This window comes from Pseudomonas sp. GW101-3H06 (assembly GCF_059424605.1).
In genome coordinates this window covers 5,567,082-5,592,018 of sequence record NZ_JBWKZO010000001.1, presented here as the reverse complement: position 1 = coordinate 5,592,018, position 24,937 = coordinate 5,567,082, and the positions used below count along the sequence as shown (strand labels likewise).

22 protein-coding genes are annotated in these 24,937 nt (G+C 58.8%); 12 read left to right on the top strand and 10 right to left on the bottom strand.

From position 1 onward, the window contains the following. Positions 1–194: 194 nt before the first annotated feature. Positions 195–4,043 (bottom strand): sensor domain-containing protein, encoded by a 3,849-nt coding sequence (locus AC07ZE_RS25690; RefSeq protein WP_207267135.1) that lies wholly within the window; start codon positions 4,041–4,043, stop codon positions 195–197. A gap of 285 nt (positions 4,044–4,328) precedes the next feature. Between AC07ZE_RS25690 and ettA the strand changes: the two genes are divergently transcribed. Both ettA and gdhA read left to right on the top strand, forming a co-directional pair. Continuing rightward, the gene (gene ettA / locus AC07ZE_RS25685; protein WP_007970893.1) at positions 4,329–5,993 is read left to right on the top strand and encodes an energy-dependent translational throttle protein EttA; all 1,665 of its coding nucleotides are present in this window, start codon (positions 4,329–4,331) and stop codon (positions 5,991–5,993) included. Positions 5,994–6,340: 347 nt separating this feature from the next. Then, positions 6,341–7,678, top strand: a complete 1,338-nt coding sequence (gene gdhA / locus AC07ZE_RS25680; RefSeq protein WP_207267134.1) for an NADP-specific glutamate dehydrogenase — start codon at positions 6,341–6,343, stop codon at positions 7,676–7,678. Here gdhA and AC07ZE_RS25675 read toward each other — a convergent pair. The 4 genes from AC07ZE_RS25675 to AC07ZE_RS25660 form a co-directional block, all read right to left on the bottom strand. Then, complete coding sequence (locus AC07ZE_RS25675) at positions 7,675–8,169, bottom strand: GreA/GreB family elongation factor (protein WP_207267133.1); 495 nt, start codon at positions 8,167–8,169, stop codon at positions 7,675–7,677. The two genes, gdhA and AC07ZE_RS25675, sit on opposite strands and share 4 nt — an antisense overlap. A gap of 70 nt (positions 8,170–8,239) precedes the next feature. Continuing rightward, on the bottom strand, positions 8,240–8,596 hold the full coding sequence (locus AC07ZE_RS25670) for a hypothetical protein (RefSeq protein WP_207267132.1): 357 nt from the start codon (positions 8,594–8,596) through the stop codon (positions 8,240–8,242). Positions 8,597–8,814: 218 nt separating this feature from the next. Next, positions 8,815–10,668 (bottom strand): Lnb N-terminal periplasmic domain-containing protein, encoded by a 1,854-nt coding sequence (locus AC07ZE_RS25665; RefSeq protein ID WP_207267131.1) that lies wholly within the window; start codon positions 10,666–10,668, stop codon positions 8,815–8,817. A gap of 93 nt (positions 10,669–10,761) precedes the next feature. Further along, positions 10,762–11,250 carry a DUF3015 domain-containing protein gene (locus AC07ZE_RS25660; RefSeq protein WP_095196630.1) on the bottom strand — a complete coding sequence of 163 codons (489 nt, stop codon included), beginning with the start codon at positions 11,248–11,250 and terminating at the stop codon, positions 10,762–10,764. A gap of 277 nt (positions 11,251–11,527) precedes the next feature. On the opposite strand from AC07ZE_RS25660, the gene AC07ZE_RS25655 reads away from it, so the two are divergent. Next, positions 11,528–13,966: a Lon protease family protein gene (locus tag AC07ZE_RS25655; protein ID WP_207267130.1), complete on the top strand. Its 2,439-nt coding sequence runs from the start codon at positions 11,528–11,530 to the stop codon at positions 13,964–13,966. A 317-nt stretch (positions 13,967–14,283) separates the two neighbouring features. Continuing rightward, positions 14,284–14,625: a PA4575 family protein gene (locus AC07ZE_RS25650; protein ID WP_046815727.1), complete on the top strand. Its 342-nt coding sequence runs from the start codon at positions 14,284–14,286 to the stop codon at positions 14,623–14,625. 6 nt (positions 14,626–14,631) lie between these two features. Here AC07ZE_RS25650 and AC07ZE_RS25645 read toward each other — a convergent pair whose 3' ends face one another. Next, positions 14,632–16,461, bottom strand: a complete 1,830-nt coding sequence (locus AC07ZE_RS25645) for a hypothetical protein (protein WP_207267129.1) — start codon at positions 16,459–16,461, stop codon at positions 14,632–14,634. A gap of 158 nt (positions 16,462–16,619) precedes the next feature. On the opposite strand from AC07ZE_RS25645, the gene AC07ZE_RS25640 reads away from it, so the two are divergent. From AC07ZE_RS25640 to bamJ, 3 genes are all read left to right on the top strand, one after another. After that, positions 16,620–17,108, top strand: coding sequence for a TIGR00645 family protein (locus AC07ZE_RS25640; RefSeq protein ID WP_095196627.1), 489 nt, complete (start codon positions 16,620–16,622; stop codon positions 17,106–17,108). A 111-nt stretch (positions 17,109–17,219) separates the two neighbouring features. Then, complete coding sequence (locus AC07ZE_RS25635; RefSeq protein ID WP_207267128.1) at positions 17,220–17,528, top strand: DUF6482 family protein; 309 nt, start codon at positions 17,220–17,222, stop codon at positions 17,526–17,528. A gap of 122 nt (positions 17,529–17,650) precedes the next feature. Beyond that, on the top strand, positions 17,651–18,268 hold the full coding sequence (bamJ, locus tag AC07ZE_RS25630; protein WP_137804297.1) for a BamJ family beta-barrel-assembly machinery protein: 618 nt from the start codon (positions 17,651–17,653) through the stop codon (positions 18,266–18,268). A gap of 144 nt (positions 18,269–18,412) precedes the next feature. Here the strand turns inward: bamJ and AC07ZE_RS25625 are convergent, their stop codons facing one another. From AC07ZE_RS25625 to AC07ZE_RS25615, 3 genes are all read right to left on the bottom strand, one after another. Next, on the bottom strand, positions 18,413–18,670 hold the full coding sequence (locus tag AC07ZE_RS25625) for a PA4570 family protein (protein WP_207267127.1): 258 nt from the start codon (positions 18,668–18,670) through the stop codon (positions 18,413–18,415). A 205-nt stretch (positions 18,671–18,875) separates the two neighbouring features. Next, the gene (locus AC07ZE_RS25620; protein WP_137804295.1) at positions 18,876–19,217 is read right to left on the bottom strand and encodes a zinc ribbon domain-containing protein YjdM; all 342 of its coding nucleotides are present in this window, start codon (positions 19,215–19,217) and stop codon (positions 18,876–18,878) included. Positions 19,218–19,401: 184 nt separating this feature from the next. Beyond that, positions 19,402–20,370 (bottom strand): polyprenyl synthetase family protein, encoded by a 969-nt coding sequence (locus AC07ZE_RS25615; protein WP_095196622.1) that lies wholly within the window; start codon positions 20,368–20,370, stop codon positions 19,402–19,404. A gap of 240 nt (positions 20,371–20,610) precedes the next feature. Here AC07ZE_RS25615 and rplU point away from each other — a divergent pair, with 240 nt between their 5' ends. From rplU to AC07ZE_RS25590, 5 genes are all read left to right on the top strand, one after another. After that, on the top strand, positions 20,611–20,925 hold the full coding sequence (gene rplU / locus AC07ZE_RS25610; protein WP_003176051.1) for a 50S ribosomal protein L21: 315 nt from the start codon (positions 20,611–20,613) through the stop codon (positions 20,923–20,925). Positions 20,926–20,960: 35 nt separating this feature from the next. After that, positions 20,961–21,218 carry a 50S ribosomal protein L27 gene (gene rpmA, locus AC07ZE_RS25605; RefSeq protein WP_003281574.1) on the top strand — a complete coding sequence of 86 codons (258 nt, stop codon included), beginning with the start codon at positions 20,961–20,963 and terminating at the stop codon, positions 21,216–21,218. Between the two features lie 197 nt (positions 21,219–21,415). Then, positions 21,416–22,639: an Obg family GTPase CgtA gene (cgtA, locus tag AC07ZE_RS25600; protein ID WP_207267126.1), complete on the top strand. Its 1,224-nt coding sequence runs from the start codon at positions 21,416–21,418 to the stop codon at positions 22,637–22,639. Between the two features lie 137 nt (positions 22,640–22,776). After that, positions 22,777–23,895, top strand: coding sequence for a glutamate 5-kinase (proB, locus tag AC07ZE_RS25595; RefSeq protein ID WP_207267894.1), 1,119 nt, complete (start codon positions 22,777–22,779; stop codon positions 23,893–23,895). Between the two features lie 12 nt (positions 23,896–23,907). Beyond that, the gene (locus tag AC07ZE_RS25590; protein ID WP_207267125.1) at positions 23,908–24,372 is read left to right on the top strand and encodes a CreA family protein; all 465 of its coding nucleotides are present in this window, start codon (positions 23,908–23,910) and stop codon (positions 24,370–24,372) included. 186 nt (positions 24,373–24,558) lie between these two features. Here AC07ZE_RS25590 and rpsT read toward each other — a convergent pair whose 3' ends face one another. Beyond that, a complete protein-coding gene (rpsT, locus tag AC07ZE_RS25585) occupies positions 24,559–24,837 on the bottom strand; it encodes a 30S ribosomal protein S20 (RefSeq protein WP_007970922.1) in 279 nt (92 codons plus the stop codon). Positions 24,838–24,937: the final 100 nt, after the last annotated feature.

Below are 24,937 nucleotides of genomic sequence, written 5' to 3'. Positions count from 1 at the left end.
AGGATCGGGGGCAGAAAAGGGGGGCATTCTACCCCAACGGGTTTTGGAAGGCATATGAAAGGACATCATGTCGCAGACAAGTGGGCTTCATGCAGGGATCAGTGGTGATCCTGCGGGCCTCTTCGCGAGCAGGAGAACGCAATCCAATGTGTGCGAGCCTGCTCGCGAAGGGGCCGGTTGGAGCACCGAAAATTTCAGTCGAACACGAAGAGCGCATCATTGCTGAATTGCACTTCGAACTTGTTCGCCGGCATCGGACGGCCGAACAGGTAGCCCTGAACTTCGTCGCAGCCGTGCTCCCTAAGGAAGTCGAGCTGCTCGTGGGTTTCCACGCCCTCGGCAATCACCGCCAGGTTGAGGCTGTGGGCCATGGCAATGATCGCCCGGGCGATCTGCGCATCCTGTTCGCCCGACGGCAGGCCGTCGACGAAGGTGCGGTCGATTTTCAGCACATCGATCGGGAATTGCTTGAGGTAATTGAGCGATGAATACCCCGTGCCGAAGTCGTCGACCGCGATGCTCAGGCCGAGATTCTTCAAGCCATCGAGTATCTGCATCGCCTCGCTGACTTCGCGCATCAGGATACTTTCGGTCAGCTCCAGTTCCAGGCACGCCGGTGGCAGACCGGTGTCCTTGAGGATGGTGGCGATCCGCGTGCCGAGCTGGCCATCGGAGAACTGCCGCGCCGAAATGTTCACCGACACCTTTGGCACCCGCACTTTGGCCCGGTGCCAGGTCTTGAGTTGACGGCAAGCCTCGCTGATCACCCAGTCGCCCACATCCACCACCAGGCCGAGTTCCTCGAGCACCGGAATGAAGTCGCCCGGCGGTACCAGGCCACGGCGCGGATGGCGCCAGCGCAACAAGGCTTCGGCGCCGGTCAGACGTTTGCCATCACCACTGAATTGCGGCTGGTAATACAGCACGAACTCGTTCTGTTCCAGGGCATGACGCAAATCGCTTTCCAGTTCCAGGCGCTCCAGGGCGCTGGCATTCATGTCCGCCTGATAGAACTGGAAGTTGTTCTTGCCGCGCTCTTTGGCGTGATACATCGCGGTATCGGCGTTTTTCATAAGCTGGCTGAGTTCGTTGCCGTCCTGCGGACTCAGGGCGATGCCGATACTGGCGGTGACGAAGAACTCGCGGCCTTCGAGCACGAACGGTTTCACCAGGCTGGCGAGAATCTGTTCTGCAACGTGAATCGCCCGGTTCAAGGCGATTTCACGGTTGGCACGCGGTTGCAGAAGCAAGGTGAACTCGTCGCCGCCCATGCGCGCCACAGTATCGTCATCGTCGACGCAACCAAGCAGGCGCGTGGCCATTTCCTTGAGCATGCGGTCGCCGGCGGCGTGCCCCAGGGAGTCGTTGATCGGCTTGAAGCGGTCGAGGTCGAGGAACATCAACACTACCCAGGATTTCTGCCGTTCGGCCGCTTGCAGCGCCGTGTGCAGGCGATCCTGGAACAGGGTGCGGTTGGGCAGGTGCGTCAAAGCGTCGTAATAGGCCAGGCGGTGAATCCGTTGCTCACTGGCCTTGCGCTCACTGATGTCGCTGAAGAAGCAGACGTAACTGGCCAGGTCGCCTTCGTCGTCCAACACCGCCGTAATGCCGACCCAGGCCGGGTAATGCTCGCCATTGCGGCGTTTGAGCCAGACTTCGCCTTCCCAGGTGCTGTTCTGGTTCAGTTGCTTGAGCACATAACGCAGATGGGCTTCCTGCTCCTCGTCGACGGTCAATATGTTCGGCAATTGGTCGAGCACCTGTTCAACCGCATAACCGCTGACGCGGCTGAAGGCTTCGTTGGCCTGGACGATGTAGCCGGCCGGGTCGGTGATCAGGATCGCCGAGGTCGAGTGCTCGAATACCGTGGCTGCCATGCGCAGGTCTTTTTCGGCGCGGCGTTGCTGGCTGATATCACGACCGACCCCGAGCACGCCTTCGAATGCGCCGTGCTCGTCCCAGACCAGCACCAGCCGCAGTTCGATAGGAATCTTGCGCCCGTCGGCCCGCAGGCAGTCGAACAAGAACAATTGGGTCTGCACCTGGTTGCGCAATAGCGCCAGCTGATCAGGTTGATCCAGCGCGTTGTTGACCCGTTCCATCAGGCTGTAGATGCCTGCCAGTTGTTGCGGGTTGGCAATGGTTGATTGCCAGCCGTTCTGGAAAATCCATTCGGCGTCATAACCCAGCACGGCTTGTACCGACGGGCTGACGTAATTGAGCGTCATGCGGTTATCGGTAGAAAAAATCACGTCGCTGATGCTTTCGGCGAGCATCCGGTAGCGCTGCTCACTGTCACGCAGGGACTCACTGGCTTCGATCTGCTCGGTGACGTCCTTGGCCACGCCAATGATGCGAGTCACCTGGTCGTGCCTGTCCCGTGCCAGGGCCTGCTCGCGAATGTCGAAGCGCCGCCATTCACCGTCCCGGTGACGGAAACGCAGCTGGCATTGCATCAATTGGCTGTAGCCACCTTGCCGTTGGGTCTGGCGCGAGCGGTGGTAGTAGTCGGCGTCGTCGGGATGCAGGAGGATTTCCCAGAAGTACTCGCCCATCTGGTGCAATTCGGTGCGGTTGTAGCCCAGGGTCTGGCCCAGATGGTGGTTGCTGAAAATCATGCGCTGGCTGATCACGTCCTGTACGTACAGGTGGTCGGGCACGGTACGCACCACATCAGACCAGAAACCTTCGCGCTCCTGCAGCGACAGCTCAATGAGCTTGCGGCTGGTGATATCGGTGATGCTCAGGATCACCGCGTTATAGTCGTCGGGACTTTCCGGCAGGCGCAGCACCAGCCACAGGTGCTGATCACGGCCATTGGCATCCTGGAGTTTGATTTCCAGCTCAAGTTGCTGCTGCTGATTGAATGCCGCTTCGAGTACTTGATTGCCGATGGCGCTGCCATCGAGCGGGTTGCCATCGATCAACAGGTCCCAGGCTTGCCTGGAGGTATTGACGTTGAGCAGTTGCAGTGCAAGCTGGTTGACTTCGGTAATACGCAGCGCGTGCAGCAACTGCCGGCGTTGATCCGGGTCAGCCAGCCGCGCTTGCAATTGCTCGGTGCTCTGTAATCGGGCCTTGTCGAAAGTACTCTTGAGGCCGGACATGTCCAGCACACACAGCGCAACGCCAGTACCTTCGAAAATTTCCTGATATCGTCGACGCCCTTCATGCAGCTGACGCTGGCGTCGACGCATGTTCAGCAGGGCGATAAACGGCAGCATGGAAAAGGCCAGGCCCAGCAGGCATTTGCCGATGAAGGCCGGCAGCAGCTCTTCGAGCACGCGCTGGCGATCGAACAGCCCACGCAGCTGCCAGTCGCTGCCGCTCAGTGGAACGGTCAGTACACTGTTACTCAGATCGTCCTGGGTCAGTGTGCCCGGGTTGACCTGCGGCAGCGCGATATCGCGGCTGATGATCTGGTGGTTGAAACGGTTTTCCACCAGCCACTGCGGGCGGCCATCGGCCTCGTTCAGTTTGGTCAGGGACGAAAAAAACGTCGGCTTCAGGCGCAAGGCCCAGTAGCCACGGGTGCTGCCGCTGGCTTGATGCAACAACAGATGCACTACCGAGCCATCGATGGCATTGCTGAAGTAGTGAGGCTGGGCACGACTGCGTCGGACCAGCTCGCTCAGGTAGTCGGCGTCTTCGCTGTTGGTCGCGCTGTCAGTGAGGATTGTCCCGGAGGGGCTGAGCAGGGCCAGGCTGGTCAGGTCTGGCAAGGACTTTTGCAGCTTGCGCAGCAGCTCCTGCTGTTCGTCGGTACTTTGCGGCTGTTCGACAATCGGTAGCAGGTTAAGGGCGATCTGCGCATTGAGTGCCATGTTCAGGCTGACTTGCGCGGCCAGGTCGGCGGTGTAGTCGATGGTGTACTGCCGCTGGTTTTTCCGTGTTTCACGCAACTGGTCCAGCAGCTGCCAGAACAGCAGCGCGAGCAGTAACAAAGCCAGCATCGCCAGCGCGCCTTTCAGGGTTCCGCCCAGGGGGGAACCGGGCGCCGCTGTCGGAGCACTGTGAGTCAGGGACGGAGTGACATTGGACAAACTGTAATCCTGCGGTTTGGCTGGACTGGCGCGACGTGCACTATAAGCCGGACGCCCGAAGGGCGGCTAGCATGCCTTGAGTCGTGGCAAAGTGCCAGTCCCGCTCGGCTGGACGGCCACCTGTCATTCAGGTAGCTTTGCCGGTTACGCGGGAGCGTTCCAGCTCCTAAAATCAGACTTTTTCAGCGCAGCCGCATTGATAGTTTTCAATCGGATGGCGCGCACGGTCTGGCCAGGCATCGTCTGCGCTTCAATCATTCATCAGTCACTGACCCAAGGTTCTCCATGGCTCAATACGTATTCACCATGCATCGGCTGGGTAAAGTTGTTCCGCCGAAGCGGGAAATCCTGAAAAACATCTCCTTGTCTTTCTTTCCAGGCGCCAAGATCGGCGTGCTCGGCCTCAACGGTTCGGGTAAATCCACGCTGCTGAAAATCATGGCCGGCGTCGACACCGAGTTCGAGGGCGAAGCCCGTCCGATGCCGGAGCTGAACATCGGCTACCTGCCGCAGGAACCACAACTGGATCCGACCAAGACGGTGCGTGAAGTAGTCGAGGAAGCCGTCAGCGTGATCAAGGACGCCCAGGCGCGTCTGGACGAGGTCTACGCGGCCTACGCCGATCCGGATGCCGATTTCGACAAACTGGCTGCCGAGCAGGCCAAACTCGAAGCGATTCTGCAGGCCAGCGATGGTCACAACCTGGAGCGCCAGCTGGAAGTCGCCGCCGATGCACTGCGTCTGCCGGCCTGGGATGCCAAGGTCGAGCACCTGTCCGGTGGTGAAAAGCGCCGTGTGGCCCTGTGCCGCCTGCTGCTGTCCGCCCCCGACATGCTGCTGCTCGACGAACCGACCAACCACCTGGACGCCGATTCCGTCGCCTGGCTGGAGCACTTCCTGCACGATTTCCCGGGCACCGTGGTTGCGATCACGCACGACCGTTACTTCCTGGACAACGTCGCCGGCTGGATTCTGGAACTCGACCGCGGAGCGGGCATTCCGTACGAAGGCAACTATTCGGGTTGGCTGGAAGCCAAGTCCGATCGTCTGGCTGCCGAATCCAAGCAGCAGTCGGCTCACGAAAAAGCCATGAAGGAAGAACTGGAGTGGGTGCGCAAAGGCGCCAAGGCCCGCCAGTCCAAATCCAAGGCTCGTCTGCAACGCTTTGAAGAAATGCAATCGCAGGAATTCCAGAAGCGCAGCGAAACCAACGAGATCTACATTCCGGCCGGTCCTCGCCTGGGTGACAAGGTCATCGAGTTCAAGAACGTCACCAAGGGCTACGGCGATCGCGTATTGATCGACAACCTGTCGTTCTCCATGCCTAAAGGCGCCATTGTCGGCGTGATCGGTGGTAACGGTGCGGGTAAATCCACGCTGTTCCGCATGCTGATGGGCAAGGAAACCCCGGATTCGGGCAGCATCGAAGTCGGCGAAACCGTACAGCTGGCGTGCGTGGATCAGAGCCGCGAAGACCTGGACGGCAGCAAGACGGTGTTCCAGCAAATCTCCGACGGTTCCGACCAGATCCGCATCGGCAACTACGAGATCCCGTCGCGTACCTACGTCGGTCGCTTCAACTTCAAGGGCGGCGACCAGCAGAAGTTCGTCAAGGACCTGTCCGGAGGTGAGCGCGGTCGCTTGCACCTGGCCCTGACCTTGAAAGAGGGCGGCAACGTCCTGCTGCTCGACGAACCGTCCAACGACCTCGACGTCGAAACCCTGCGTTCCCTGGAAGAAGCCCTGCTGGACTTCCCGGGCGCCGCCATTGTGATCTCCCACGATCGCTGGTTCCTTGACCGCGTCGCGACCCACATCCTGGCGTACGAAGACGACTCGCAAGCCGTGTTCTTCGAAGGCAACTACACCGAATACGAAGCCGATCGCAAAAAGCGTCTCGGCGAAGCCGCTGCCCAGCCGCATCGTGTACGGCACAAGAAACTGGCCTGATATCGGGTTGGTTGCTTGAAAAAGAACGGAGCCTTCGGGTTCCGTTTTTTTTTGCGCTTTTTCAGCTGCTTCGAGTTGCGGCTTTCGCGAGCAGGCTCGCTCCCACAGGGAGCGCATTTCAATTGTGGGAGCGAGCCTGCTCGCGAAGACGGAGTCACTGGTGGTGCAAGGGCTAATTTGTAAATCCCTGTTTCGGTGCAAGAGCGGCCGATAATCGGACAAAATTTATATCGTTCGCACCATTTAATTTCATAAATGCGACATTTTGCTCTGTTCTAGTGCGCGTTTCGTTTGTTAAAGTCCGGCCCAATTTCTTCCAACGACAATAAATTTGCCGAGACTTTTCCATGATCGAATCCGTCGAATCCTTCCTTGCCCGCCTGAAAAAACGCGATCCGGACCAGCCTGAATTCCACCAGGCGGTCGAAGAGGTCCTGCGCAGCCTGTGGCCTTTTCTTGAGGCCAATCCGCACTATCTGACTTCGGGCATTCTGGAACGGATCTGCGAGCCGGAGCGGGCGGTCGTGTTTCGGGTTTCCTGGGTCGATGATCACGGCAAGGTTCAGGTCAATCGCGGGTTCCGTATCCAGATGAACAGCGCCATCGGTCCGTACAAGGGCGGCTTGCGTTTCCATCCTTCGGTGAATCTTGGCGTATTGAAGTTCCTGGCTTTCGAGCAAACCTTCAAAAACTCGCTGACGTCGCTGCCCATGGGCGGCGGCAAGGGTGGTTCGGATTTTGATCCGAAGGGTAAGAGCGACGCGGAAGTCATGCGCTTCTGCCAGGCCTTCATGAGCGAGCTGTACCGTCACATCGGTGCCGACGTTGACGTGCCGGCCGGTGATATCGGCGTCGGCGCCCGTGAAATCGGTTTCCTGTTCGGCCAGTACAAGCGCCTGAGCAACCAGTTCACCAGCGTGCTGACCGGCAAGGGCCCCAGTTACGGTGGCAGCCTGATTCGTCCGGAGGCCACCGGTTTCGGTTGCGTCTACTTCGCCGAGGAAATGCTCAAGCGTCGCGGTTTGACCGTTGAGGGCAAGCGCGTGGCGATTTCCGGTTCCGGCAACGTCGCGCAATACGCGGCACGCAAGGTCATGGACCTGGGCGGCAAAGTGATTTCGCTGTCCGATTCAGAAGGCACGCTTTACTGCGAAAGCGGTTTGACCGAAGCGCAATGGCATGCGGTATTGGAACTGAAGAATGTCCAGCGCGGGCGCATCAGCGAATTGGCCGGCCGTTTTGGTCTGGAATTCCTCGCCGGTCAGCATCCGTGGGGCCTGAGTTGCGACATTGCGTTGCCATGCGCCACGCAAAACGAACTGGATGCCGATGCGGCTCGTGCATTGCTGCGCAACGGCTGCGTCTGTGTGGCGGAAGGCGCCAACATGCCGACCACGCTGGAGGCGGTGGATCTGTTCATCGACGCGGGCATTCTGTTCGCACCGGGCAAGGCGTCCAACGCCGGTGGCGTGGCGGTGAGCGGGCTGGAAATGTCGCAGAACGCCATGCGCCTGCTATGGACCGGCGGTGAAGTCGACAGCAAGCTGCACGCAATCATGCAGTCGATCCACCACGCTTGCGTGCATTACGGTGAAGAGAACGGTCAGGTCAACTACGTCAAGGGTGCGAACATCGCCGGTTTCGTCAAAGTCGCCGACGCGATGTTGGCCCAAGGTGTGGTTTAAGCCGGTTCGATACGAATGATCTCGATCAGTTGATCGCCGGCCGGGCGTTGCCACAGCACCTCATCACCGAGTTGCGCCCCGAGCAACGCCCGACCCAGCGGCGATCCCCAATTGATCAGGCCTTTGGCGGCAACGGCCTGATCTTCCCCCACCAGTTGCACGCGACGTTCGGTGCCGTGCTCATCGGCATAGGTGACCCAACTGCCGATCTGGACTTTCCTGGTTGAAGTCGCGGGCGGCACGAGCTGAGCACTTTGCAGGCGTTGATGGAAGTAGCGCAGATCGCGCTCAAGGTTGGCCATCAATTGTTTGTCAGACTGATCGCCGAGCCCCGATTGTTCGCCGTGCAGCGCCTGCAACTCGGCAACCTTGTCTTGCAGCAGGCGCAAGCCCTCGGGTGTGACGTAGTTGGGCTGTTCACTGACCTGCCGTTCGACCGGCTGATCGGCTTGCGCGGCGGCGTTATCTTCGTTGACGAAGGCGCGACTCATGGTTTTCTCCCGATATTGGGTTTGGGCCATGATTGCAGGGTTTTAGTTTCGATGGATGTCTGTCAGCGACCTACTGCGAATGATAGGCCCGGGCGGCGTCCTGATCCTTTTGCTGTTGCCAGGCTTTGTCGCGTTCGTCCCAATGGCGGTTGCGATAGTCCTCGCGGTCCTGGCTTTCGCGCATGGCCTGACATTGGCGAAAACCATCGCTCCAACCCTCGGCGTAGTTTTTGTCTTTCAGATAGCGCGGGACGTTTTTGCGAAACTCACCGGTGATCGCTCCCGCGGCTTGCCGGCCACTGCTGCACCCGTCATCGAAACCATCGGCGAACGCCGGCGGGTAACCCCTGGCGATCAGATCCTCGTGGGTTGTCTGGCAACCAGCGATCAACATCAACAAACTCAACGCGCCTGCGCAACGCCACATCTCAGACTCCCGGGTCGCAATACACCCTGTAAGGAAAGTCTAGGTCGGTGTTCGTGAGGCGATTGTTCAATGGCCGTGAAAAATCCATTCAACGCCACAAAAAAACCTGTGGGAGCGAGCCTGCTCGCGAAAGCGGTGGATCAGTCAGCATTGGCGTCGGCTGACGTGCCGTCTTCGCGAGCAGGCTCGCTCCCACAGGGGGCGGCAGTGCTTTTGGGTTAGTAGTGATACCACTTCAGCTCCAGCATCACTTCGTTCTCGGGCGAGGCCAGGTGGCTGAATTCACGCTGGGCGCTCAGGCGCAGGCCCAGGTTGCGCGAGAACTCCCATTGCTGATTCAGGCTCACGCTGCGGCGCACTTCGCCATTGGTGAAGAAATCACCCTTGGTTTCCAGGCTGAAGTTGCCCAGTGGGTTTTTCCACAGCAGGCCTGTGTTGAAGCCCGCGGCCGGTGCGATAAACCCGGCGAAATCATTGTTGTGTTCCACGCGCACGGTGCCCAAGGCGAACCCCAACAGGTCATCGCCCAATTGCCAGGTGCCGCCACCACCGCCATTGACGTGACTGACCAGGTTCTCATCGTCATGCTTGCCCGGCACCCGTTCCAGGCCGCCGGTGACTTGCCACGACAGCGGCTGCAGCAGCTCGTTGCGTGGGGTCAGGGAGCGGATGGTCGCCAGATCGAGTTGCTGCACCTGCCAGTCATTGCCTTCGTACTGACGCAGTTTCAGTTGCAGGATCTCGATCTGCGCGCCGAGGGGAAAGCTTTCGGCGTTGTCGTTGAGGTCGTGATAGGCCATGCGCAGGCCATATTCGCCAAAGGCGCGATCGCCGCGGGTGCCGAGCCCGGCCTGCCAGGTGCGGGATTCGTGGCCATCCTCGGGCAGGCCGGGTTGCGGGATGTCCAGCTCCGGTGCCGGATTCTGATTAATTGCCCGCAACAGTTCGAAACTGCGCTGCGCCCGCTGCGGGTCACGTTCCTGACCATTCGCGCGGTAGCGTTCCAGGCGATAGGCCGCGTCGATGATCAGCGCCTGGCGCCCGCGCGGTTGCGCCTTGAAGGCCGGGGTTTGCAAGTGCTGCTGGTCGGCGCTGACTTTCAGCACCCACTGTTGTTCTTCATCGGTCAGCGGTTCGGCACGGCTCAGCAGCTCGCGCTCGCGGGAAGGGCGGTACTGGATGGATTCCACCAGACCGGCCTCTTTCACGGCTTTGACGGTGTCGGTGGGGATCGCGGTCAGCGGGAATTGCTCGGTCAGGCGCAGACTTGGACGCGCCACTTGCAGCAGCTCCAGCAGTCGATAGGAGCAGTTTTCGTCGAAGAAGAAATAGTCGAATTTGATCTGCTTCAACTCCCAGACGTGTTCGACCATGCGTGCGGTTTCCTGCTCCGTCAGGTTCAGGCGGTACTCCCACAGATCGCGGTTTTCCAGGCTGCGGTATTCCGAGAGTTTTTCCTGATAGGGCACCAGTGCAAACAAGCCCGGATAGCCGCCCATGAGGCCTTTCCAGGCGTAGAGGATGCTGTTGTCCGAGCCTTCGATGTAGGCACCGAAGTTGATCGCATAACTGAGCAGCGAGGTCTTGTCGCTTTGCACATCCGCCTGATCGATGCGCAGCAAAGTGTGGCCGAACATGGAGGAGGGGCTGTTGAGGTAGGCGGCCGGGAAAATCATCACCGCGCTATGAGGCGAGACGTCTTTGAACCACTGCTTGAACTCAGCGCAAACCGGCGTCGGCAGATCGTTCAGGTCGAGCTGCGCTTTCAACCAGCGGGTACGCGCCGGGTAAACGCATTGTGCATGCTGCTCACCGGCACTGGTCGGGGCGTACAGCGCTTGTACGGTGGCTGCCAACTCATGGTCCGGGTGTTGGTGGCCGTCGGTGGCGAGGAAGAATTTCTGGTCGCTGACATAGCTGCGCCAGCCACCGAGCTTGGCGGTTTCGTAATGACCCAGGGAAATCCAGAAAGGGTCATTGGCCAGTTGCTGCAAACGTTGAGGGTCGATGTGGGGCGCGGCGGACAGCGGGGCGCAGACACAGAGCGCCAGCCAGGCAAGGCGTTTGAGCATAATCAGCAACTTAAACAGGAAAAAAACAAAGACCCAAAGGGGAGGTCCAAAAAATAAAACCCGCTTCCCGGAAGAAGCGGGGTGCGCTCGAGCTTAAGCCTGAGTGGCGTACTTGGCCAGACGAGGATCGTTCTTCAGAACGGCCAGTGTGTTGGTATGCACATCTTCCGCGGTCACGTCAGCCTTGCTGAAGATCTGCTGGAAGTGCTGGTGAGTAACGGCGGCGAAGTGCGCACGGTCTTCCGGCGCCACGCCCAGTACCACGGCATAAGTGGTCAGCGCTTCGCCCTGACCTTTAGCCATGTCTTCGGACAGCTCGTTCATCATGCCATTCATGGCAAACCAGGACTTGCCGCCATAGGTCAGCGACGCGTTTGTGGAGCAACCGTTGGTGCCGGAAGTCATACCGAAGGTTGCGTTACCGGAAGTGCCGTTGGTGGTGGATGCCAGGAAGTGAGCCGGAGTACCACGCTGACCTTCGAACAGCATGTTGCCCCAACCGCAATCCGGGCCGCCTGGCGCCTGAGCCATGGCGTTGATGGATACAGCGGTGAAGAGAGTACCAAGAAGAATCCGTTTCATAGCTTTGTTCTCTTTATGTGCGTACCAATGGACAAGGGTTCTGGCGCCTATCTCGCCAGTTTGGACCGGTTATTAATCCAGTCGCGCAGTTTGGAGTTTAGGCACGATCATGGGGTTCCGTGATTTTTTGCAAAACATTCGTTGAAAACAGGGATTTGGCGCTGCTCTGCGCCGGGGTATCGACTTGTCTATGCTTTGGTCAGAGGCGCTCCTTGCCAGTCAGGCATGGGCGGCGCCAGAATGCCGCTATCTGCCCCGCCTGATGTAAGGAAGCCCGATGCCTGATCCTGTTGCTGCCAGCTTGCGTCTAGCGCCTGAAGCGCTGACCCGTCCGTTTTCCGCTGAACAGTTCAGCTTCTCTACCACCAATGATCTGGAGCCCTTCCGCGGTGTGCTTGGCCAGGAACGTGCGGTCGAAGCCTTGCAGTTCGGTGTGGCCATGCCACGCCCCGGTTACAACGTCTTCGTCATGGGTGAACCCGGCACCGGCCGGTTTTCGTTCGTCAAACGCTACCTGAAAGCCGAAGGCAAGCGCCTGCAGACCCCGGCGGACTGGGTCTACGTCAATAACTTCGATGAGCCCCGCGAGCCCCGCGCACTGGAACTGCCGTCGGGCACCGCCGGTGCTTTCATCGGTGACATCAACGGGCTGATCGATAACCTGCTGGCAACTTTTCCAGCCGTGTTCGAACACCCGTCCTACCAGCAGAAAAAAAGCGCCATCGACCGCGCCTTCAACCAGCGCTACGACAAGGCGCTGGACGTGATCGAGCGACTGGCCCTGGAAAAAGACGTCGCGCTTTATCGCGACAGCAGCAACATCGCGTTCACCCCGATGCTCGACGGCAAGGCACTGGACGAGGCGGAATTCGCCCAACTTCCGGAAGTCGATCGCGAGCGTTTCCACGACGACATTTCGGCCCTTGAGGAACGCTTGAACGAAGAACTCGCGAGCCTGCCGCAATGGAAGCGCGAGTCGAGCAATCAGCTGCGCCATCTCAACGAAGAAACCATCACCCTGGCCTTGCAGCCGTTGCTCTCGCCGTTGTCGGAGAAGTACGCCGAGAACGCAGCAGTCTGCGGTTACCTGCAAGCGATGCAGGTGTATCTGCTGAAAACCGTGGTCGAGCAACTGGTGGATGACAGCAAGACCGACGCCATCGCCCGCAAACTGCTGGAAGAGCAGTACGCGCCGAGTCTGGTGGTCGGTCATTCGGCCAGTGGCGGTGCGCCCGTGGTGTTCGAACCGCACCCGACCTATGAAAACCTGTTCGGTCGCATCGAATACAGTACCGATCAGGGAGCGTTGTACACGACTTACCGGCAGTTGCGGCCGGGAGCGTTGCACCGGGCCAATGGCGGTTTCCTGATCCTCGAAGCGGAAAAAATGCTCAGCGAGCCGTTCGTATGGGATGCACTCAAGCGCGCCCTGCAATCGCGCAAGCTGAAAATGGAGTCACCGCTGGGCGAGATGGGCCGCTTTGCCACCGTGACCCTGACCCCGCAGCACATTCCGCTGCAAGTCAAAGTCGTCATCATCGGCGCCCGTTCGCTCTATTACACGCTGCAGGACCTTGATCCGGACTTTCAGGAGATGTTCCGCGTCCTGGTGGATTTCGATGAAGACATCCCGATGGTCGACGAGAGCCTGGAGCAATTCGCCCAACTGCTGAAAACCCGCACTTCCGAAGAAGGCATGGCGCCGTTGACCGCTGATGCGGTGGCGCGTCTGGCGACGTACAGTGCGCGTCTGGCCGAGCATCAGGGGCGTTTGTCGGCGCGCATCGGCGATCTGTTCCAACTGGTCAGCGAGGCGGATTTCATACGCCACCTGGCCTCTGACGAAATGACCGACGCCGGTCACATCGAGCGGGCGCTCAAGGCCAAGGCCACCCGTACCGGTCGCGTGTCGGCACGGATTCTCGATGACATGCTGGCCGGGATTATCCTGATCGATACCGATGGCGCCGCCGTCGGCAAGTGCAACGGCTTGACGGTGCTGGAAGTCGGCGATTCGGCCTTCGGTATACCGGCGCGGATTTCCGCCACGGTGTATCCGGGCGGCAGCGGCATCGTCGACATCGAGCGCGAGGTCAATCTCGGTCAGCCGATCCACTCCAAAGGCGTGATGATTCTCACCGGATACCTGGGCAGCCGTTACGCGCAGGAGTTCCCATTGGCGATCTCCGCGAGTATCGCCCTGGAGCAGTCCTACGGCTATGTGGATGGCGACAGTGCCTCCCTGGGCGAGGCGTGCACCTTGATTTCGGCCCTGTCGAAAACCCCGCTCAAACAGTGCTTTGCCATCACCGGGTCAATCAACCAGTTCGGTGAAGTGCAGGCGGTGGGTGGGGTCAACGAGAAGATCGAAGGTTTCTTCCGGCTCTGCGAAGCTCGCGGCCTGACCGGCGAGCAGGGCGCGATCATTCCACACGCCAACGTGGCCACGCTGATGCTCGACGAGAAAGTGCTGGCCGCCGTGCGCGCGGGGCAGTTCCATGTCTATGCGGTGCGCCAGGCCGACGAGGCATTGAGCCTGCTGGTTGGCGAACCGGCGGGCGCGCCGGACGAAAATGGCGAGTTTCCTGAAGGCAGCGTCAATGCGCGGGTGGTGGAGCGTTTGCGGGTGATTGCGGAAATGATCAGCGAGGAAGACTTGAAAGAGGCCGAGAAAGAGATGGCGGTCGAGGCGCTGGTGGAGGCCAAGCCTGCCTGATGTAACCTGAATTCACCTTGATCCACTATGGCAGCGGGCTTGCTCGCGAAATCGGTCTGATAGTCAACACATGTGTTGTCTGGCACACCGTCTTCGCGAGCAAGCCCGCTCCCACATTTGTTTGCGTGGAATCATAGAAAAGTGCCACTACTCTGACGTCAAACTTCACACAATGACCATTCGGCGCCTTCTGGTTTCGCCTGACGTACCGGTCAAACTTTTCTTCTATTATCAGCTCAAGGATATCGACAGTAATCACTGGATCGAGACAGTCTTCCCGTGGAGGCTGAATACCGGATCTACCGAGGGTCGCCGCCATGTCGCGCAACCTCTGCCTCACCCGTCAATGCCTGGGTCTTGTGACCCGTATCGAATGCGCCATCAAGCCCCTGGCTGGCGATACGGGCATGTGGACCTTGCTGTTCGCCGCCGGGATGGCCGGCGAACAACCTTCAGCCATCAAGGCCCAAGGCCCGTTTCATGGCCCTTTCGTGGCTGAGTCCATCCTCGACACCATTGTTGAAAGCCTGACCCTTCACGGCTACGAACTGGCTGATGATCCGCAAATATGGTGCCTGCACCTGCAAGCCCAGCTGCGGGAAATCAATGGCGGCCGTTGCCGCAATGTCGGTGGCTTCGAGTTCCGGCCAGAGCATTGAGGCGCGCTACTGGTCCAGCTTGGATATGTCAGCCTTGTCGAGCTTGACCTCGTAACCATATTGAACGGTGGCGAGGTCGGTTCGCTGATAGCTTTCCAGGCGCGTGGGCTTTCCATAGAAGTAATGCACGGCAAATAGTCCGGGGCCTTCAGGGCTGGCGTCGTGGTTGACCGCAAGAATTTCCTTGAGGTAATGACCGCTATCGTCCTTGGCATAAAACCGCCAGTCCTGCTCGGGAAACACCTTCAGATCCACCACCAGGGCATTGCCTTTGAGTTCCAGGCCCTTGGGCAGCTGGCGGGCATCGATGCTCTGTTTATCGATTGTGGCCAGGAACAGTGGCATGGAGCCCACCGCATACGCGGGTGTTTCCGGGAACAGGTTCAGGTCGTAGGTGATAGTGCCGCGCAAGGGGTCGACCTCATAGGCTTGCGCCGGCAGTTCGATCGGCTCGTCGCGTTTGCCGCTGCTGTCCTCGGTGAAAAAGGTGACCGGGCTTTCACCAGGATTGAAAGACGTGCCGAGCAATTCATCATTGAAACTTCTGAGGTGACTGAACTCCACTCGCGCAGCGCTCGGGTCCTCTACTGACTGGCTGACAATGACGCCCTTTTTCAGTTGTTCCTCAGTCAATGTCGCGCCCTTGAGCCAGCTCGGCGCCTGATCGTCATACACCAGCACCGGCAATTCCAGGGGCTGGATGGTCTTCTGTGTGGTGTGACGGTCAAAGCGCCGCACCGGCAGGTTCAGATCCTTGCGGGTGACCGTGACCGCTGAGAAATCCAGGAGGCTGACTTCGAGAGTGTCGATCGGTCCGTTGAAATACACCTTCGAGTACCGGTGGGTTTGCTGCTTCTCGAAGGTGCGCTGTTCCTCGTCGAGCTGTTTTTCGAACGCCTCGCTCCAGGCCTTCTGTTGCTGCATTTTCGCTAACTGTCGCTGATAGAAGGTAATTTGCGCCGCGGTTTCATTGATCGAGCCGGACCGCGAGAGAAACTGCCCGGTGGCATCCCTGGCCTGGACGATCAGCGGGTTCAGGGGGGCCTCCCCGATCTCCGGGGCCTGGGGCGCACTGTTGTTGAATTCGATTTCCGCGTAGTTGTTGCCCATTTTCAGCAAGGTGACGCTGAGGTTGTCGTTGGTGCGAGTCTGGCCCACATCCTTTTTCGTCAGATCGAAGCTGTAGAGCCGGCGTGGCGCAATGACTTCCACCTTGCCTTGCAGGCTGACGGGTTGCGGCTGGCTCTTGATGTCGACATCGAGACCTTCGATGAACGGGTAGGTCACCGTCAGGTCATCAGGGTTGGTCAGGTTGGAGCTCGACGGACTCAGCTGGATGCCGGGATCGGTTTCCGACCATTCCGGCTGAAAGGCGATGACGCGTTTGTTGCTCAGTGTGACCGACTGCCATTCCAGGCCATGGGGGAATAGAAACGCGGCAGGAATGCTGAAGTTGAAAGGAAATACCGGTTGCAGGTCGGTCAGGTAATCGGAGCTGGAATCTTTATGCAGCACGAACAGGCCGTTGATGTAAGTGTCGACCAGGGCCTGCGGCGTGGGGTAGTGCTTGAGTACGGCGAGGGCATCTTCACCGTATTCGGTCACCACCGGTTTGCTGTCGAGCTTCAGTTGCGCCCGTTCCAGCAGTAAGAGTGAGCCGCCGAGCTCGGCCACGGCATCCTTGAGTTTCGGGTCAGTGATTGCATCCAGCGATTTTTCGAACTGCGCCGTCTTCTCCTCAAGGCTGATCTCGCGCTTGTCTTCGCCGGGCGAGCAGGCGCTCATCAGCAAAGCCAGGCAGATTCCGGCACTTGTCAAAGGCAATCGCACATCCATTTCCAGTTTCCTGTCCGATATCACTGCGCTGTCAATGGTTTGGACACTAGCAGAAAAAAATTGACATACACGCGCAGGTGGCGGATTTCCCGACGGTTTCTGCGTGTAACAAGCGGCTGTTATACTCGCGGCCATTTTCAAAACACGTGTGAGATTCAATGGAACGCTTTATCGAAAACGCAATGTACGCCTCCCGCTGGCTTCTGGCGCCGATCTACTTCGGACTGTCCCTCGGGCTGCTGGCCTTGGCGCTGAAATTCTTCCAGGAAGTCTTCCACGTCATACCCAACGTTTTTTCGATGGCCGAAGCAGACCTGATCCTGGTACTGCTGTCGTTGATCGACATGGCGCTGGTGGGTGGTTTGCTGGTGATGGTGATGATCTCCGGTTACGAAAACTTCGTTTCCCAACTGGACATCGATGACACCAAGGAAAAGCTCAACTGGCTGGGCACCATGGATTCGTCTTCCCTGAAGATGAAGGTGGCGGCGTCGATCGTGGCGATTTCTTCCATTCACTTGCTGCGCATCTTCATGGACGCCAAGAACGTCGATCCCGAGCATTTGAAGTGGTATGTGATCATTCACATGACGTTCGTGGTGTCGGCGTTTGCCATGGGGTATCTGGACAAGCTCACCAAGCACTGATTCCACGACGTTGCAGGAGCAAACAGACGAGCGGTTCGATTTGTGGCTTGTACTTTGATGCTGCGAGGCATATCCCTGTAAAGGAAATGACTCGCTGCATGAGGTGTGTTCATGAACCTGCAAGAGTTGAATGCGTATGCCGTCGCCGGGAAGGTCGATGAGCTGAACCTGATCTCGCTGGAAGGCGGGATCTACCTGCTGGAAGCCCGGATGCACGGAGCCGCCTATCCATTGAGCGATACGCACGGGCACATGATGCACCTGCGTTCAGTGGAGCATGCCCGTGATGTACTGCGCTCCTTTCCCAAGTTGAACTTCAACCTTGTGCACACCCTGGTGCATGACGAGATGTGCGGCCTCGGCGGCATTGATGAAAGTCTGAAGGTACCGATCGAACAACGTTCTGCGCCACAGCGCTGACGGCTCTGATCAACACATTGGCATCTGTGCTAGTCTGCTGACCCTTTTGGTTCCGGGCGCTCCGGGTACAGGCTGTGCACGCACGGCAATTTCCCGGGCCGTTCGCACAGCGGAGCAGTGTCATGTCCGAAGTAAATCTGTCCACCGACGAAACCCGCGTCAGCTACGGTATTGGCCGTCAGCTGGGCGACCAACTGCGCGACAACCCGCCACCGGGCGTCAGCCTGGACGCGATCCTGGCAGGCTTGACCGACGCATTCGCCGGTCAGCCAAGCCGTGTCGGTCAGGAAGAAATGTCCGCCAGCTTCAAGGTGATCCGCGAAATCATGCAGGCCGAAGCTGCAGCCAAAGCTGAAGCGGCCGCTGGCGAAGGCCTGGCCTTCCTGGCTGAAAACGCCAAGCGCGATGGCATCACCACCCTGGCTTCCGGTCTGCAGTTCGAAGTGTTGACTGCGGGTGAGGGCGCCAAGCCATCCCGTGAAGACACCGTACGTACTCACTATCACGGCACGCTGATCGACGGCACTGTGTTCGACAGCTCCTACGAGCGTGGCCAGCCTGCGGAGTTCCCGGTTGGCGGCGTGATCGCCGGCTGGACCGAAGCCCTGCAACTGATGAATGCCGGCAGCAAATGGCGTCTTTACGTGCCGAGCGAGCTGGCTTACGGCGCTCAAGGCGTTGGCAGCATCCCGCCGCACAGCGTGCTGGTGTTCGACGTCGAGCTGCTCGACGTTCTGTAAGACCTGGCCCGAATTGAACTCGGGCTAATGTGGGAGCGGGCTTGCTCGCGAAGGCGTTTCTGCAGTCGACCAACAAGTTGCCTGACACACCGCTTTCGTCGGAACGCCGCCCGGAGCGGGCCCGCTCCCACAGTTTACGGTGTTTCATAATTCGATCTTGTTGTGCAGCTCACTGGTCGGGCGCAATGCCCGGGCATAGCAGAACAGAAACAGATTTCTCACCACCTCCTTGAGCACCACGGGCTCGCTGGAACTCAAGCCATTGAGGTCCAGGTCACCCTGATCGTGCAGTTCGCTCAGGGCTTCTTCTTCAAGTACCGCACAGACTTCTCCGGTTTCCCGGTGCAGGATTCGCAGATAAGGGTGTGGGCGGTCGAGCCAGGCATCGATCAAATAAGTCATGTCTAATCTCCATGGATTGGGATTCAATGAGAATAATTCTTATTCATGGAATAGCAAGGGTCTATTGGCCGATTGTGGTTTTTTTCGGGTAAAGATTGCGCAAAGTCAAAACGACTGGCGTTCAGCTATCGCGAGCCTTGGTTGGTCGAGCAGGGGAGGGCGAAGCACCATCCCACGTCGGGCGCGGGATGGGGATGCAGCGAAATCAGACTTTTCTGACGAATTCGGACTTGAGCTTCATTGGGCCGATGCCGTCGATCTTGCAGTCGATATCGTGATCGCCGTCGCACAGGCGGATGTTCTTGACCTTAGTGCCGACCTTGACCACCAGGGACGTGCCTTTGACCTTGAGATCCTTGATGACGGTGATGGTATCGCCGTCCTGCAGGACATTGCCCACCGAATCCTTTTTCACCGCATCATCGGACACCGCTTCGGCTTCGCCGCCGGCGGACCATTCGTGGGCGCACTCGGGGCAGATCAGTTGGGCGCCGTCTTCATAGGTGTATTCGGAATTGCATTTCGGGCAGGGTGGCAACGTGCTCACTAAGGCTCCTTGGATTCAGGATCGCTAAAAAGCGCACATTATATAGGGTTTTAGGCGAAAGAGGGCAGGACCGAAAAAACCTGTGGGAGCGAGCTTGCTCGCGATAGCGACTTAACATTCAACGCAGATGTCGACTGTAAGTCCGCTTTCGCGAGCAGGCTTGCTGCCACTGGGGATGTTGCTGTCAGTGTGTGCGGGCGACCGCAAACTCGCTCAATTCGACCAGCGCATCGCGATATTCGCTGGCCGGCAGCGCGTCGAGGCACTTGATCGCACGGGCTACATAGTCGCGGGCCAACTTTGCGGTGTACTCCAGCGAACCCGAGGCTTCCACGGCTGCACGAATGCTTTCCAGGTCCTCGATGCCGCCTTTCTGGATCGCCTTGCGTACCAGGGCTGCCTGCTCCGGCGTGCCTTCGCGCATGGTGTAGATCAGCGGGAGGGTCGGCTTGCCTTCGGCCAGATCGTCACCGACGTTCTTGCCCAGGGTTTCAGCGTCGCCTTTGTAGTCCAGCAGGTCGTCGACCAGTTGGAACGCCACACCCAGGTGATCACCGAAGGTGCGCAGCGCTTCGCTCTGTTCAGGCGTTGCGCCGGCCAACGCCGCGGCGCTGTGGGTCGAAGCTTCGAAGAGCATCGCGGTCTTGCCGCGGATGACTTCCATGTAGGTTTCTTCGGTGGTGCTGGCGTCACGAACCTTCGACAGCTGCAACACTTCGCCCTCGGCGATGATGCGCGTGGCTTGCGAAAGAATCTTCATGACCGGCATGGAGCCCAGCTCGACCATCATTTCGAACGAGCGTGAGTACAGGAAGTCGCCCACCAGTACGCTGGGCGCATTTCCCCACATGGCGTTGGCGGTCGAGCGGCCTCGGCGCATGCCGGACATGTCGACCACATCGTCATGCAGCAGGGTCGCGGTGTGCAGGAACTCGATGGTCGCGGCCAGGAGGCGAAGGTCATCGCCCTCACGACCCAGGGCCTTGCCACATAGCAGCACCAATAAAGGTCGAAGGCGTTTGCCGCCGGCCGAGGTGATGTAATCGCCGATTTTCGATACCAGCGGCACTCGGGAAGTCAGCTGCTTCTTGATGATGCCGTCGACGGCGCTAAAATCGTCCGCGACCGCGCGGTAGAAAGCTTGGGGTTGCATCAGCGACAGTCGCTCCAGAAGGGTTGCGCGGCATGCTAGGACCCACGTCCGGGCCTGTCAAGGCGCGATGGACGGCCTATTGCAAGGCGCTCGTGCCTTGCGTACAATCGCGCACCCTGAACTTCCTGGGCAGCACCTGCCTTACGCAATTGCAAGCGGGCCTTCCAGCCCCATGCAGCCATGCCAGCCAATACCTCTTCTTATAAAGAGCTGGGTGAGCAGGATTATCGGAGAAATACCATGTCTTATGCAGTAATCGTTACTGGCGGCAAGCAATACAAGGTCGCCCCGGGTGAATACCTGAAGATCGAAAAACTGGAAATCGCTACCGGCGAATCCGTTACCTTTGATCGCGTTCTGTTGGTTGCCAATGGCGACGACGTGAATATCGGCGCTCCAGTTGTTGCTGGCGCTACCGTTGTGGCTGAAGTGATCTCCCAAGGTCGTCACGATAAAGTCCGCATCATCAAGTTCCGTCGCCGTAAGCACCACATGAAGCGTATGGGCCACCGCCAGTGGTACACCGAGATCAAAATCACCGGTATTCAGGCTTAATTACAGCCTAATTCCTCACTAGGAGAATTGAACTCATGGCACACAAAAAAGCTGGTGGTAGTACCCGTAACGGTCGCGACTCAGAAGCCAAACGCCTTGGCGTGAAGATGTATGGCGGCCAGGCTATCAAAGCAGGCAACATCATCGTGCGTCAGCGCGGCACCCAATTCCACGCTGGCTACGGCGTTGGCATGGGTAAAGATCACACCCTCTTCGCTAAAGTCGAAGGCGTGATCAAGTTCGAAGTAAAAGGCGCCTTCGGTCGTCGTTACGTGAGCGTTGTCGCGGCTTAATTGCGCGATCGCTGGAAAAGCCCTGTCTCGCGACGGGGCTTTTTCGTTTGTGGGGTGAGTCTCTTGCAAAACTGTTTGTATGGGCTGTCGGCGCGCTGGACTGTGCGGTCGTTGATTGAGGTCGCTGCGCTCATTTTTGCAAGAGTCTTATGTCTTAGTGTTTTTCGGCTCGTCCGTATGGCGAGAGGCGTTGTGTTATGAAGTTTGTTGATGAAGTATCGATCCGAGTAAAGGCTGGCGACGGCGGTAACGGTTGCATGAGTTTCCGTCGCGAAAAATTCATCGAAAACGGTGGTCCGAACGGTGGTGATGGCGGTGATGGCGGCTCGGTCTACATGATCGCCGACGAAAACCTCAACACCCTGGTGGACTATCGTTACACCCGGCACTTCGATGCCGAGCGTGGCTCCAACGGCGGCAGCACCGATTGCACCGGCAAAAAAGGTGAGGATCTGGTGCTGCGCGTACCGGTCGGCACCACCGTGATCGATTCCGCGACCCAGGAAGTGATTGGCGACCTGACCAAGGCCGGCCAGAAGCTGCTGGTTGCCCATGGTGGCTGGCACGGTCTGGGCAACACCCGTTTCAAATCCAGCACCAACCGCGCGCCGCGCCAGACTACGCCGGGCAAGCCGGGCGAGCAGCGTGATCTCAAGTTGGAAATGAAAGTGCTGGCGGACGTTGGTCTGCTGGGCTTGCCGAACGCCGGCAAAAGTACCTTTATCCGTTCGGTGTCGGCTGCCAAGCCGAAAGTTGCCGACTATCCGTTTACTACGCTGGTGCCAAACCTGGGTGTGGTCAGCGTCGACCGCTGGAAAAGCTTCGTGGTTGCGGACATCCCGGGTCTGATCGAAGGTGCTTCCGATGGCGCGGGTCTGGGGATTCGCTTCCTCAAGCACTTGTCCCGTACGCGTCTGCTGTTGCACCTTGTCGACATGGCGCCGCTGGATGAAACCGATGCTGCCGAGGCGGCTGAAGTGATCGTCAGCGAGCTGACCAAGTTCAGCCCGTCCCTGGCTGAGCGTGATCGCTGGCTGGTGTTGAACAAGTGCGATCAGATCCTCGATGAAGAGCACGATGCTCGCGTCAAGGAAATCGTTGATCGTCTGGAGTGGACGGGTCCGGTTTACGTGATCTCGGCCATCGCCAAGCAAAACACCGAGCGTCTGTGTCACGACATCATGCGTTATCTGGAGGATCGTGCTGATCGCCTGGCTAACGACCCGGCCTACAAGGAAGAGTTGGCCGAGCTTGATCAGCGCATCGAAGATGAAGCCCGTGCCCAGTTGCAGGCGCTGGATGACCAGCGTGCCCTGCGTCGCAGTGGCGTGAAGTCGGTTCACGACATCGGTGACGATGATTGGGATGAAGAAGATGTGGATGACGAAGACGGTCCGGAAATCATTTACGTGCGTGACTGATTCGTTGCGATAAACTTAAGCGCCGCTCAATCGAGCGGCGTTTTAGTATCTGAAAATCGATCGTTGGTCACGAATAACCACGAATAACGTCACGGGCAGTGCTAGGTCGCGCTGTCCTCAAGCTAAGGTTGAAGATGATGCGGAGCAAGGTGACAGGTGCGCGGCGCTGGGTCGTAAAAATCGGCAGCGCTCTGCTGACGGCGGACGGCAAGGGCCTGGATCGCGCGGCAATGGGTGTCTGGGTTGAACAGATGGTGGCCTTGCATGAGGCGGGTGTCGAGCTGGTGCTGGTGTCCTCCGGGGCGGTGGCGGCGGGCATGAGCCGTCTGGGCTGGACTTCGCGACCCAGTGCGATGCACGAACTCCAGGCCGCTGCTGCAATCGGCCAGATGGGGTTGGTGCAGGCCTGGGAGTCGAGCTTTGCCGAGCATGGTCGGCACACTGCGCAAATTCTCCTGACCCACGACGACCTGTCCGACCGCAAGCGCTACCTGAATGCCCGCAGCACCTTGCGCGCGCTGGTGGAGCTGAAGGTTATTCCGGTGATCAACGAAAACGACACCGTGGTCACGGACGAAATCCGTTTTGGCGACAACGATACCCTTGCGGCGTTGGTGGCCAACCTGGTCGAGGCGGACCTGCTGGTGATCCTTACGGATCGCGATGGCATGTTCGACGCCGATCCGCGCAACAATCCGGACGCACAGCTGATTTACGAGGCGCGTGCCGATGACCCGGCGCTTGATGCGGTGGCTGGTGGTACCGGCGGTGCGCTTGGGCGTGGCGGCATGCAGACCAAGTTGCGTGCGGCGCGTCTGGCGGCGCGTTCCGGGGCGCATACCATCATTGTTGGTGGGCGCCTTGAGCGTGTGCTGGATCGCCTCAGGGCGGGCGAGCGCATCGGTACCTTGCTTTCGCCTGAGCGCGGCATGCTGGCGGCCCGCAAGCAGTGGCTGGCCGGGCACCTGCAAACCCGTGGCACGCTGGTGCTGGATGCGGGGGCGGTGACGGCGCTCTCCCAAGGCAACAAGAGTTTGCTGCCGGTGGGGGTGAAGTTGGTTCAGGGCAGCTTCCGTCGTGGTGAGATGGTGGTATGTGTGGCGCCGGACGGTCGAGAGATTGCGCGTGGCCTGGCCAACTACAGTGCGCTGGAAGCGCAAAAAATCATCGGTCAGTCGTCTGATGCGATTGTCGGTCTGTTGGGTTACATGGCGGAGCCGGAACTGGTTCATCGCGATAACCTGATCCTGGTCTGAAGGAATACCTGAATGCGAGTGGCAAAAGGATTGTTGGGGCTGCTGCTGGCGATGCCGCTGCTGGCTTCGGCCGAGGAAATTGGCCAAGTGTCGACGGTGTTCAAGTTCGTTGGGCCGAACGACCGGATCGTGGTTGAGGCGTTTGATGATCCGAAGGTCGAGGGTGTGACCTGCTACCTGTCGCGTGCCAAGACCGGTGGTGTGAAGGGTGGCTTGGGGTTGGCTGAAGATCGTGCCGAGGCTTCCATCGCTTGTCGCCAGGTTGGGCCAATCAAGTTCAAGGGGGAGCTGAAGGACGGTGACGAGGTCTTCAAGGAGCGCACGTCCCTGGTGTTCAAAACCATGCAGGTGGTGCGTTTCCTTGATAAGAAACGCAATACGCTGGTTTATCTGGTCTACAGCGATCGCTTGATTGAGGGCAGTCCGCAGAATGCGGTGACGGCGATTCCGATTTTACCGTGGGCGAGCACCCAGTAATCCGAAGTTCGCGAAGATGCACTGTGGGAGCGAGCCTGCTCGCGAAGATGGCGGCACATTCAGCATTCATGTGTCTGATGCGCCGCTTTCGCGAGCAGGCTCGCTCCCACATTTTTTTGTCGAATTCACCCAATCACAGGCAATAAAAAACCGACCCTGAGGTCGGTTTTTTAATGAGCGTGTCGCTTAGGCAGCAGCGGCAACGTTCAGGGCCTTTACGTGGCCATTCAGGCGGCTCTTATGGCGAGCAGCCTTGTTCTTGTGGATGATGCCTTTATCGGCCATGCGGTCGATAACTGGCACAGCCAGAACGTAAGCAGCTTGTGCTTTGGCAGCGTCTTTTGCGTCGATGGCCTTAACTACGTTTTTGATGTAGGTACGGACCATGGAACGCAGGCTGGCGTTGTGGCTGCGACGCTTCTCAGCCTGTTTTGCACGTTTTTTGGCGGAAGGTGAGTTGGCCACCGTCGAGCTCCTCGAAAGACTTTTTAGGAAATAGCAAACAAAATAGGCCGCGAATCATGCCGATGAGTTGAAGTCTTGTCAAGGGCGCTTGAAACGTTCC

Bases quoted from the DNA above. Each gene is read 5' to 3' on its own strand.
- AC07ZE_RS25650 (WP_046815727.1), top strand. From the start codon at position 14,284: ATGTCGCGCAACCTCTGCCTCACCCGTCAATGCCTGGGTCTTGTGACC.
- AC07ZE_RS25645 (WP_207267129.1), bottom strand. From the start codon at position 16,461: ATGGATGTGCGATTGCCTTTGACAAGTGCCGGAATCTGCCTGGCTTTG.
- AC07ZE_RS25640 (WP_095196627.1), top strand. From the start codon at position 16,620: ATGGAACGCTTTATCGAAAACGCAATGTACGCCTCCCGCTGGCTTCTG.
- AC07ZE_RS25615 (WP_095196622.1), bottom strand. From the start codon at position 20,370: ATGCAACCCCAAGCTTTCTACCGCGCGGTCGCGGACGATTTTAGCGCC.
- rplU (WP_003176051.1), top strand. From the start codon at position 20,611: ATGTCTTATGCAGTAATCGTTACTGGCGGCAAGCAATACAAGGTCGCC.
- AC07ZE_RS25670 (WP_207267132.1), bottom strand. From the start codon at position 8,596: ATGTGGCGTTGCGCAGGCGCGTTGAGTTTGTTGATGTTGATCGCTGGT.
- AC07ZE_RS25675 (WP_207267133.1), bottom strand. From the start codon at position 8,169: ATGAGTCGCGCCTTCGTCAACGAAGATAACGCCGCCGCGCAAGCCGAT.
- ettA (WP_007970893.1), top strand. From the start codon at position 4,329: ATGGCTCAATACGTATTCACCATGCATCGGCTGGGTAAAGTTGTTCCG.
- AC07ZE_RS25665 (WP_207267131.1), bottom strand. From the start codon at position 10,668: ATGCTCAAACGCCTTGCCTGGCTGGCGCTCTGTGTCTGCGCCCCGCTG.
- bamJ (WP_137804297.1), top strand. From the start codon at position 17,651: ATGTCCGAAGTAAATCTGTCCACCGACGAAACCCGCGTCAGCTACGGT.
- AC07ZE_RS25625 (WP_207267127.1), bottom strand. From the start codon at position 18,670: ATGACTTATTTGATCGATGCCTGGCTCGACCGCCCACACCCTTATCTG.
- cgtA (WP_207267126.1), top strand. From the start codon at position 21,416: ATGAAGTTTGTTGATGAAGTATCGATCCGAGTAAAGGCTGGCGACGGC.
- AC07ZE_RS25660 (WP_095196630.1), bottom strand. From the start codon at position 11,250: ATGAAACGGATTCTTCTTGGTACTCTCTTCACCGCTGTATCCATCAAC.
- gdhA (WP_207267134.1), top strand. From the start codon at position 6,341: ATGATCGAATCCGTCGAATCCTTCCTTGCCCGCCTGAAAAAACGCGAT.
- rpmA (WP_003281574.1), top strand. From the start codon at position 20,961: ATGGCACACAAAAAAGCTGGTGGTAGTACCCGTAACGGTCGCGACTCA.
- AC07ZE_RS25635 (WP_207267128.1), top strand. From the start codon at position 17,220: ATGAACCTGCAAGAGTTGAATGCGTATGCCGTCGCCGGGAAGGTCGAT.
- AC07ZE_RS25590 (WP_207267125.1), top strand. From the start codon at position 23,908: ATGCGAGTGGCAAAAGGATTGTTGGGGCTGCTGCTGGCGATGCCGCTG.
- proB (WP_207267894.1), top strand. From the start codon at position 22,777: ATGCGGAGCAAGGTGACAGGTGCGCGGCGCTGGGTCGTAAAAATCGGC.
- AC07ZE_RS25655 (WP_207267130.1), top strand. From the start codon at position 11,528: ATGCCTGATCCTGTTGCTGCCAGCTTGCGTCTAGCGCCTGAAGCGCTG.